The 11,253-nt window shown below is 44.8% G+C and carries 6 protein-coding genes; all 6 read right to left on the bottom strand.

From position 1 onward, the window contains the following. Positions 1–582: 582 nt before the first annotated feature. The 6 genes from HMPREF2983_RS09130 to HMPREF2983_RS09155 all read right to left on the bottom strand — a co-directional run bounded on the left by HMPREF2983_RS09130 (position 583) and on the right by HMPREF2983_RS09155 (position 10,462). A complete protein-coding gene (locus tag HMPREF2983_RS09130; RefSeq protein WP_246829389.1) occupies positions 583–1,434 on the bottom strand; it encodes an endonuclease/exonuclease/phosphatase family protein in 852 nt (283 codons plus the stop codon). A gap of 49 nt (positions 1,435–1,483) precedes the next feature. Beyond that, a complete protein-coding gene (locus HMPREF2983_RS09135) occupies positions 1,484–2,383 on the bottom strand; it encodes an alkaline phosphatase family protein (RefSeq protein ID WP_070667833.1) in 900 nt (299 codons plus the stop codon). 82 nt (positions 2,384–2,465) lie between these two features. Then, positions 2,466–4,070 carry an MGH1-like glycoside hydrolase domain-containing protein gene (locus HMPREF2983_RS09140; RefSeq protein ID WP_070667827.1) on the bottom strand — a complete coding sequence of 535 codons (1,605 nt, stop codon included), beginning with the start codon at positions 4,068–4,070 and terminating at the stop codon, positions 2,466–2,468. Between the two features lie 16 nt (positions 4,071–4,086). Continuing rightward, positions 4,087–5,217, bottom strand: a complete 1,131-nt coding sequence (locus tag HMPREF2983_RS09145; protein ID WP_070667828.1) for an alkaline phosphatase — start codon at positions 5,215–5,217, stop codon at positions 4,087–4,089. 307 nt (positions 5,218–5,524) lie between these two features. Then, complete coding sequence (locus tag HMPREF2983_RS09150) at positions 5,525–7,258, bottom strand: RagB/SusD family nutrient uptake outer membrane protein (RefSeq protein WP_070667829.1); 1,734 nt, start codon at positions 7,256–7,258, stop codon at positions 5,525–5,527. Positions 7,259–7,279: 21 nt separating this feature from the next. Beyond that, positions 7,280–10,462, bottom strand: coding sequence for a SusC/RagA family TonB-linked outer membrane protein (locus HMPREF2983_RS09155; RefSeq protein ID WP_246829390.1), 3,183 nt, complete (start codon positions 10,460–10,462; stop codon positions 7,280–7,282). Positions 10,463–11,253 lie beyond the last annotated feature (791 nt).

An 11,253-nucleotide genomic window follows, 5' to 3' on the forward strand; every position in this document is an offset into this window, starting at 1 on the left:
TTTTATTGATTGTACCCCTACGAAACGCGGTTTTCAGTGTTTTCTGCTCGTCGAAGGGGTACGAAAGACTGTTTTTCAGCATTTTCTGCATTTCGTCGGCCGACGACGGGCACTTTCTCACGTTTTCAGCGTTTCGTCGGCCGACGACGGGCATTTTTCAGCGTTTTTTGCGTTTCGTCGACCGACGATGAGCGTTTTCTCGCGATTTCTGCGTTTCGTCAGCCGACGACGAGCGTTTTTCTGCATTTTTTGGCTCTCCGAGGGGTTGAAAACACATTTTTTTCAATTTTCGACTCATCCGAGGCCTCGGAAAGCCATTTTTCGGCGTTTTCCACTCATCCGAGGTCTCGGAAAGCCATTTTTTCCATTTTCCACTCATCCGAGCCCTCGGAAAGCCATTTTTTCCCGTTTTCCACTCATCCGAGGCCTCGGAAAGCCATTTTTCCCAATTTTCTGCTCATCCGAGGTCTCGGACAATCTTTTCTTTCAGCTTTTTGCCTCCGCCGCCTATCGAAACTTAAACAGATTCTTAAACCCCGCTTCATGTTTTACGAATGATTTGCATACATTGTGAAGCGTGCCTTAATTCATCTGAAGTTTTACCATAACCGGATAATGGTCAGAGATATTACGTCGTGTCTTACCCAACCAATAGCTGTTTGTAAAGATGCCATAGTGATTTATATCAAAATCTTTGGTGACGAAGATGTGATCTATGCGTGCCACACCCGGACAGTCCTGCATATAATCATTCCAAGTCCCGGCAGGCGCCATGCGCTGGTGTGCATTGACATAGCAGTCGCGCAGAAAGCCTGACTCTGAAAACATCTTATAGCTTTCATCGGTCTGATTGGCATTGAAATCACCGGTAAGTATGGTGTGTTTCCCTCCTGTGAGTTCTTTCATGCGCTGAATGATAAGGCGAGCGCTTTCTCTCCGTGCCACGGCTCCGACATGATCCATATGCGTGTTGAAGAAATAAAACGTCTTTTTCGAAGCCTTGTCTTGGAATTTCCCCCACGTACAAATACGGATACACGCAGCATCCCAGCCTGTTGACGGCTTCTCCGGAGTTTCAGAGAGCCAGAAATAACCACTGTCCAACAGCTTCAGAAGGTCTTTCTTATAAAAGATTGCCGCGTATTCTCCGGCTTCCTTGCCATCCTCCCGACCAACACCAATATACCCATAATTATCCAAGCCCTGCAGAAGATCATGGAGTTGATCTGCCAACACTTCCTGCGCACCGAAGATAACAGGCTGTTCGAAATTAATGAAATCACAAAGATGCGGGCATCGTTGTTTCCAGGAATTTCCCTCAGCGATATCGTCGGATACATTATAACGGATGTTATATGAGCCTACATATAAAGGTTGCGCCATGAGCGTGCATGTGAATAATAGTGCTATAATAAATACTGTAGTCCTTTTCATTTTATTTTCCTGACTTATTGTTTTTAAGATACCGTGCCTTGATGTCATTTCACTTCTTGAACACTTGCTTCATAGACTGGCCTCGCCAACACTGTGGCATCTTCAGTGAGAAGATATCAGCTATCGTTGCAGCCGTGTCAAACTGCATCATCGTCTCCTTGAATTCTCCCGTGTTCTTGATGTCTTTACCAAAGATGATGAAGGGGATTTCGAGTTCCACCAGCAATTTCCCGCCGTGTTTTTTCCCTATTCCCCCATGGTCGGACGTGACGATGATAATGGAGTCATCATATATACCGGCATCTTTCAGCGCCTGAATAATTCTCCCGATATACCCATCTACACGGCTCAGCGTTTTATAATAGGCCGGTGTATCGTGGCCGATGGCATGCCCTGTATGGTCAATCTGGTCGAAGATGACAGCCAGCAGATTAGGTTTCTGTGCCTTGATATACGCTTCTGACATGCGGCAGAGCTGCTCACTGTCTTTTTCATAGTTGGAAGCTACGGCTTCATAATTCACAGAAAGCGTATCAACAAGATAGCGTATGCCGTCCCACTCGGCAAGACAACCGATGACGGCCTTGGGATATTGGCGGTGCAATTCATAGAAAACAGTAGGGAAAACCCCGTGTTCATTCAGCACCATAGACGGAATTTCGGGTACACGGGAGTTCCAGTTGGTGTATCCGTGCATTTCGGGGGTGGCACCACAGAACATCGTGTACCAGTTTACGGCAGACTCCGAAGGCAGCACACTGCGTTTTTTCAACGTGTAACATCCCCCTTGCATCAGGCTCTGAAGGTTTGGAATGTTTGTTGCCTTAGGCACACTGTAGGCGCCCCAACCGTCAAGTCCGATGAGAATGACATGGTTGGCTTTCCATTTTCCCAATACAGGAAGACCGCATAAGACTGCCAACAGCAGACAGATGATTTTCTTTTTCATTGTTTCTTTTTTAGCGTATTGATAGTATTGTATTGTTGAATTATAACCGTGAAGCACCCAGAAGATGATTTCAGTTGCTTTCTTACAGCGTATGCGTTCCCGCCCTGACATGAGTAGTCTGCTGTCTGTCACCCCACATGAGCGTAATTTCCATAGGCGTATTGGTCTTAACCGTTACTTTTGGCTTCTCACCTTTCGATGTTCTCTTTGCCACCTTGATATCTATCAGACCACTCTGACCAAAGGGATAACGGCTGACTCCATAGGCATCGGTCAGATTAACGTCAATGGTAAGCCTGCTGTCTTCTACGTTTGCACGAATGCCAAAGATATATTCTATCAATTCAGCAATAGGAGGAAGCCCAGTCCAACCCACGAAATCCTTGCGCGCCATAAAGCCCGGAGCAGCATCTTCAGGGGCATAGTATTCCCAGAAAGTACCCGTTTTTCGGAACACTTCCAATACATTATTGTAATGGTTCATTGCAATATCCCATGCCAATTGACGATAACCTTTGTTCACAAGTCCGGAAATGACCATATAATTCGTACCGGGCCATACTCCCCCAACCCAGTAACGGCCGTTACTTTTATATTTTGGATGATCGTAAGAGAGTGATGGAACACGGTGAGGGCGGTTGAACTTGGCAGTGTCCGAGAGGTGACTTACGAGTTTGTCGAGCCTGTCTTTGGGAAGCACATCAGTGTGCAATGCCCAATAAGCATAGATACCTTGCGTAGAACTAAGGCTGTCATTGGCAAACTGATCATAGAGAAAACCTTCCTTTTCGCTCCACATATGCTTATTGATATAGTCGGAAAGATTTCTGATATCATCTTCAAATTCTTCTATTTCCTGCCAACGCTCCAAGTAGAATCCCATTTTCAGAAGTATCTTTGCTACCATAATCTGTTGCAGACAGGCATCGAGCCATATCATATGCCCGTTACTGTAGATGGTGTTATAGCCCTCGGGGACACGTGGCATGTTGTCCATTCCCGTTCCCCAACCACAGCTCCAGTAGGTGCCATTACGCCAAGTACGGTTCAATTTCAGCCATTTGTAATAGGCAGCAAGTACGGGAAAGACCTTATTAAGGCGTGAGTCATCTCCGAACTGAGTGTAATAAAGCCACTCCGACCATGGAAGCAGGTTCGGCCCTGTGCTTGTCGGGTCGTAACGGCCAAAGCAGTCGCTCCCATCTGCACGTATTTCTCTGCATATAAAGCCGTCGGGATGCTGCTTGGCATAAAAGTTATCGAGCGTATTCTGAAAGGGAAAGAAATTGCGTCCATAGCGACAGAACATCGTGATAAAGGCATCATCCCACATAAAGATATTGCCGTTGTAAGCCGGGGCGATGTAACTTGTGACGAAACCAGAGTCGTCAAGTGGCTGACAGATATTCTTGATGCCCAGCTGCCAGGCCTTCCAATACATGTCAATCTCTGCAGAGTGCCCTTCCCAATAAGGCACAGGAAGTAGCTTTTTAGCCTGTTCGAAAGTGCCGGGCTTATGCTTTACCTGCTTAGCCGTTCGGAAAGAATTCTCTGCAACAAGCGTTTCCATGACATAAGTGTTTTTATATGGCAGCTTGTATAATGGCGAACCAGACGGGATAAGATTTTGTCCTGCTGCGGTGATAACGATGAAAGAACTGATAAAACTGAGGATTTTCCTTTGCATCTTTTCGGTTTGAGGGTTATATTTTCAGTAGTTTCTTGATTTTCCAGAATACTTCTGTATTGTCCATGAAGCCTGTGAACTGTTCTGAGCCAGGGCCAAAAGCATATATGGGGACAATGGTTCCCGTGTGCTCTTTCGTTGAGAAATGTGCAATAACGGTACCAGTTTTCAAGTCTCCCCCATGCACTGTCAGCCCTCCTGTTTCATGATCAGCAGTGATAACGACGAGTGTTTGGCCATCTTTTGCTGCCCATTGCATGATTTTTCCAATGGTTTGATCGAAGTCTAAGGTTTCTTTCATCAGCATATCAAGCTGATTAAAATGACCGTAATCATCTAACTGTGACCCTTCTATCATCATGAAGAAGCCCTTTTTATTCTGATTTAACAGACTGATTCCTTTGAGAGAAGCACGTGCAAGAAGGTCGCCTCGCTCATCAGGGAGTGGCGTATCAACGTCAAAGGGCACACAATAGACTTTTCCACTTTTGACATTCTGCTGCAAATCTTCAAATGAACGTGAGACATGATAGCCTTTTCTTTGCAGTTCTTTGAAAAGATTTCTGTTGTCATCTCGCTTCTCAAAATACTTTGCTCCACCGCCAAAGACGAAGTCTACCGGACTGTTTATCATCTCTGCAACAAGGTCTTGTTCCTTATCTCTGTCGAGATTATGGCTGATAAAATCACAGGGAGTGGCATCCCATAAGCGGCAAGTAACGGCTATACCTGCACTCTTTCCGGCTTCTTTTGCATAGTCAACGAGTGATTTGAGCGATTTCCCTGCAGGGTCTACACCTACGGCATGATAAGCAGTTTTGTAGCCTGTAGCCAATGAAGTGCCACCAGAACCGGAGTCAGTGATAAGCCGATTGGTCGCCGGAGTCATGGAAAGACCTGTTGCCTGAGCGTTCTCAAGCCACAGATGCCCGTGATTGACCGTCCATGCAGCCTGAATGTGCATGAGACTCATGCCGTCACCAATCATGAGGATGACATTCCTTACCTTCTTTCCCTTGGGTGGCTGAAGCCTTTCTACAGGGTAAGGGCGATCTAAAGTAAAGGTTTGGAGTGCGCCACTTTGGGCATATACAAATAAAGTATGAAACAGAATTGCGGCCAAAATAAAGCCTTTTCTGAGCATCATTGATTGTAATTTATAGACGTTCTTAGACATATCTTATAACCATCTGATTTGCAACACATTATGATTTGAGTCAAATCATGCTATAACTCAAGTCATATTATGCTGTAACTCAAGTCATTTCACGCCATGAAGTGAGGCATATCGCATTGGAATTTGAGTCATTATATTTAACTGTCTGAATTATAAAACGTTAGAAGCAGTTCTCCCTGGATAGGAAACTTGCGTATGCAGAGAATATGTTTTGACACATTATCCTCTGCATATTTGTTCTCATTCCTTTATTTCCAGAAACATTTTCCTTGCTCAATCAGAAGTCAGAAGCATACCCCTTGTTCTGTTTCAGTTTGCCGTTCGATTTGATTACCTGATTGATTTCATAAGGCAAAACGCTGTAAGTGCCGCCAGGTTCATACTCCTTGGCATCACCTTGCCCCGCACCGATAACGATAACGCCTTGATAGGTCTTCCCGTTTATGGTGAGAGTCTTGCCATTAACCATATCAACAGGGGAGTTGGGATTTGTGCGGTCAACATGTTTGATACCGTGCTTTGCACCTTTAATCTTCGCAAGTGCATCAATATTCCAGTCTGCATTACCTCCGGCAGCCCATCGTTTGAGGTCCATCAATCTATCAGTCCACTCAAAAGCAAGTTCACAACGGCGTTCGTGCATGAGGTTCATCATTGTGGGAGCGGTATAGGTAACTCCTTCATGGGCACGCATTGCAATCCGATTGAGTGGTTCTGCGGCTGCAGCATTCTGTCCCTGCATAATCAAAGCCTCGGCCTTGAACAGCAGTAATTCTGAAAAACGCATCAACGGAACATTGAGATCAGTAGTAGGTCGGTCTCCATTCGTTGAGATGTGAGTGTTCTCATAACCTGTAATCTTTCCATTGGCATCACGCAATATCTTCCCATAAGAGAAGGGATCCATGTATTTCTTAAAGGCGAAGCCTACTTCTATGTCAGAACTTGAGTACCATTTCCAGTTCTCTCCGAAATATTTGAAAGGGTCACCATATTGTAATAAGGTAGCATCACGGCGCTGATCCAGATTGTTGTACTCTGCATAAAGTTCCAATGTAGGCTTCATGTAGCCCCAACCGTTGAACACTCCCCACCCTTTGTTCTCAAGAGAAATGCCAGGGAAGATACTGCCGGCATAATTACTTCCTTTAGAATTGATAGACCAGATATACTCCTTGCTCCATTCATTTTCAGCTTTGAAGACATCGGCATAACTGTCAAGCAGACCGCGTTCTCCTTCATTCTGGATTTTATCGACTATGGAAGGTATCTTTGCCCATAGGCTCTTGTCATGCTGTGCCCAGTAAGCATAGGTTTTTACCATGTAACCCAATGCCGCATCTTTCGTGGCTCTGCCATAGTTGTCGGTCGAATAGTTCTTGAACCAGTCAAGATTGTCAGCCGCCTTCTGAAAGTCTTCAACAATCAGTCGGTAGTTGTCCATGACGGTTGCTTGCTGGGTTGGAATATCGTTCACCTGCTTTCCATAGTCTGTAAAGTCTTCATATTTGACGAATGGCACGCCATTGTCAGGCCGTCCATAGCGATAAGCAATCATGTAATGAGTGAAAGCTCTCATAAAATAAGCTTCGCCCAAAGAACGCTTTTGAATGGCACTTCGTTGTGCTTCAGGGATAAGAAGCGCATGATAGATAACGTTGTTAGCTGCCGACATCGTCTCATACATTTGATTGTAGACCCATTTGATAGAGCCTTCCGATGAGCCATCCATCTTCAGTTTTGCAAGATTCATCTGGCTGTTACCACGGCTTCTGCCGTAAACAATATCGTCAGCACCGCCTTGTTCATAGTATAAATCACGTCCCCAAGTCTCTTCATAGCTGTAACAATCATACAAAGTGGTGACAGCCTTGATGTAATCAGCGTCATTTTTCCAGAAGTTTCCTTCATTGGGAGTACCTTCTTTCACTGTGTCCAACCAATCACCGGTGCAGGATGTGAGGGTTCCCGCAACCAAAAGAATGGCTAAGCATATATTGTTCATCTTCATAATAGTTCGATTTTTGAAGTTTTAGAATTTTATTTTAACAGCTAAAGATACAGTCCTCGAAACAGGATACTGTCCACAGTCGAAGCCGACACCGCCCACTTCGGGATCAATGCCCGTATAAGGAGTGATTGTGAAAAGGTTATCACAACTCAGTGTAAGGTCGAGTGTGCTCTGTCGACTGTTGAAGAAGGCTATCTTTCTAAGTAGGTCTGTAAATGAATAACTGATGGAAATATTCTTCATCCGAAGATAGGAACCACTCTCAAGATACCAGTCTGAAATGCGTCCGAAGTTGTCGTTATCGTCCGTCATGGATATCCGTGGTACAGCATAAGTAGGCCCATCAAGCGCCTGAAGAATTTTATCAGAACGGTTGAAACTTCCCACGGCTTCATTGAGTGTAGTATATTTGTAGGCGTTAAAGAGCTTTGCACCGTACGAACCCTGCAGCATGAAATCGAAAGAGAACTTCTTATAGCTGAAGCCTGCACTGAAAGCGTAGGTCAACTTCGGCATAGCGTTACCGCGGAACTCATAGTCTCCCTCACCAATCTCGCCGTCATTGTCTATATCAACAAACTTCAAGTCACCGGCCTTGGCTTTAGGTTGCAGGCGCTTCCCATTGGCATTAACGTAAGCTGCAGCCTCTTCATCTGTCTTGAAAACACCATCCGTGCGAAGCAGATAATAAGAATAGAGTGGCTTTCCCTCTGCACTGCGGTATGGCGTGAGGTCTTTATAACGGTAAGTTCTTTCATATGTCCACACAGGTTTACTTCCGTCAGGGTTGGCTGCACCGATATTCGTGAGTCGGTTGCGGAGTGTTGCGATATTACCGCCTACATAGTAGCTGACGTTCCTGCCGATTTTGTCTTTCCACATGGCTGAAATCTCAACGCCACGGTTGTTCACTTCGCCGTCATTGATAAGCGGAGCCGATATACCGATAGTCGTTGGCCAGTTCACATCCTGTGTTTTAATGAGGTTTCTCGTGTTCTTATTGAAGTAGTCTATACTCAGATGAAGATGATTATTGAAGAGAACGGCATCAACACCAAAGTCTGTCTGTTCAGAAGTTTCCCAGGTAAGGTTGCGGTTAAAGGCATTGGCAAGATAGACACCTGCCATGATACGGTTGTCAATTCCTATCTGACCGCCCACATCGGGAGAGTCGTTCGGATAACGTGTCGACAGTGTTGCAACGCCATAACCATAGCCGATAGACCCCAAGTTGCCTATCTTACCCCAGCTTGCACGCAGTTTCAGCACATTCAGTATACTGCTTTTCTTGAACCATGGCTCTGAAGTGAGCTTCCATGCAGCGGTTACTGAGGGGAAATCTCCATATTTCTTGCCTTTAGGAAGACGGCTCGCATAGTCCCGTCTCAATGAAGCTGTTACGAAATATCGGTCGGCAAAGCTATAGGCACCACGTGCAACGTAAGACACATTACGGTCTTTATAATATTTATCGTTAGGATTGATGACCTGTGTTCCATTCGCAAAATACATCATTGAATTTATCTCGTTTTCAAATCCACGCATCGTTGCGTCATTAAATCTATAACTGTACTGTGATGCTGTGGTTGAAGCCATGAGTCCCATGGTGTGCTTACCGAATATACGGTCGTAGGTTAACGTGTTCTCCCAATCCCATTGAGGCTCACGATAGTTGCTGTAATAAAGCTCATTCGTAAGGTTAGGCTTTCCTATCTCCGTACGCTGAGGACGCCAGTAGCGCTGCATGTAGTTGGTCTGCATCCAGGTAAACCGCGAAGTGAAGTTCAAACCGGTAATAGGTTGCACGATGTCTAAGAACGTCGTTGAAGTGAAAGTAGAAGCATGGTTGTTGTCGTAAGCAGCTTCAAGGATACGCATCGGGTTGATGGCATCACCGTGAATGTTGGCATATTCGGCGTAAGCTTTCGGCACAGTACCCATATAACCATTACCTTCATAGGGGAAAGTGTTGCGTGGAAACATGAGGGCTGCAAGGATAACTCCCGACTCTGCACTCGTCGTATTCACGTCGTGAACCTTTCTGTCTTTCCAGCTTAGGTCTTCACGAATGCGGAGGAACTTGGCAATCTTCCACATTGAATTCAGTCGCGCAGTAACTTGTCGGTTATAGGTATTAACGAGTGTACCGTCAGCATTATTGATTTCCAACGACAATCGGTTGGAAAACTCTTCATTTCCACCAGAGATTGCTATGTTATGACGATTGAAAGCAGCCGTTCGGAAAATCTGTTTTATCCAGTCAGTATTTGTCTTTCCATACACAGGATCCTTGCTGATGATGTTCCAACCTGCAGGAAGCGTGCTTCCTGCCTGCTGATAAGAGTATGCACGGACACGCATTTCATCTTCCCAACTGAGCGATTGGGGAAGATTCTGGGCCGTGGAAAAACCGAACACACCATTATATTCAACAGAAGGTTTCCCCGCAGTAGCCTGCTTGGTCGTAACGAGAATGACACCTGCAGAACCGGCATAGGCCCCATAAATGGCGGCAGAAGCAGCATCTTTCAATACTGTAATTGAGACAACATCACTCATATTGAAAGGTGCTCCGGGTACACCATCAACGACATACAGGGGAGTTTCGCCGTTTGGAGAGCCCATACCGCGAATGGTAATCGTTGGCTCTGAACCAGGATGACCGCCATTAGCAACTACAGATACACCGGGAATCTGTCCTTGCAGCATCTGTGAAACATTGCTTACAGGACGTTTCTGCAACTTGTCTACATTGTCGACAGTAGCCACAGCAGCAGAAAGATCACCCTTCTTGGCCTTTCCATAACCAATGGCTACGATTTCATTAAGCAGAGAGGCATCTTCCTCCAATGTGCAATTAACCGCTCCCGACTTTTTAACTGTGTAAGTCAAAGTTTTATAACCGATAGAAGAGAATTGGAGTGTAGCCCCAATCGTGACGCTCAATTTATAATCTCCATTGAGGTCAGTGATTGTTCCGTTATGAGTACCAAGCTCTCTAACCGTGGCATTGGTAATAGGATCACCATTGCTGTCAACAACACGACCAGCTATACTTACCTTATTTTGCTGCACAATTCCCGTTGTAGTGATATTTGGAATACTTCCCATTACAACCGTTGGGAACAAAAATGATAAACCAAACAAGGCTGTGATTGATATGATACAATACTTACAGCCTCTTGTTGTTCTTTCCTTTTCCATTCAATTAGATTTTTAGTTATTTTCTTAGGCTTGATAAATGAATAGCCGTATTGTATTTTCTGGGCTATCAACAGTTTATAAAATCATCATCATTGCAGCTTAAAAAACAATCTATTGTCCGAACAACCACTAATCAGTCACAGCATCATCAACATTAGACAAAACTGAAGAGAGGGGGATAATTCACCCATAATTTGGTTATAGATGTATTTTTAAACATGGTCAAACGATAGTTGGATGTATTTAACTTAGGTTTTAAAATAAGATTATCAGATAGGAATTCGATACAAAGATATGTAAAAAAAAGTAAGAACCAAATAGTTTAACACAAATTAATCTATAACGAAAAGAACGACAAAATCACCACATCAGAGATAAAGAACATATGCTCCACCGCGCGACTTGCAACACATCACATTCCAACCTGTGCCATATCAGCTTCTAACTTGACGCAAATCATGCCGTAATCTGCGTCAAGTTACATTGCAATCTGCGTCAAGTCACATTACAATCTGCGTCAAGTAACCAGGCTTTCTGCATCAGAATGCGAGAGGGATAGGATGCAAGTTACAGGGAAGGCAACATGGGCAGGAATGCCTTTTTCTTTGTAAATGGATGAAAAGAGGATGACAGCTCCCAATAAGAGTTGACAGAAACACGGTTTCCTGCAGGGTACAGGAAGGAAACTTACGGAGAGGAGACTTTACAGAGAGGAGACTTGGAAAAAGGGCAGGCACAAAAAAAGAGCCCCGGGAACATTGTATCCTCGGGGCTCCAAGTAAAAGGAGGCG

The organism is Prevotella sp. HMSC077E09, assembly GCF_001814685.1.
GTDB classification, from domain to species: domain Bacteria; phylum Bacteroidota; class Bacteroidia; order Bacteroidales; family Bacteroidaceae; genus Prevotella; species Prevotella oris.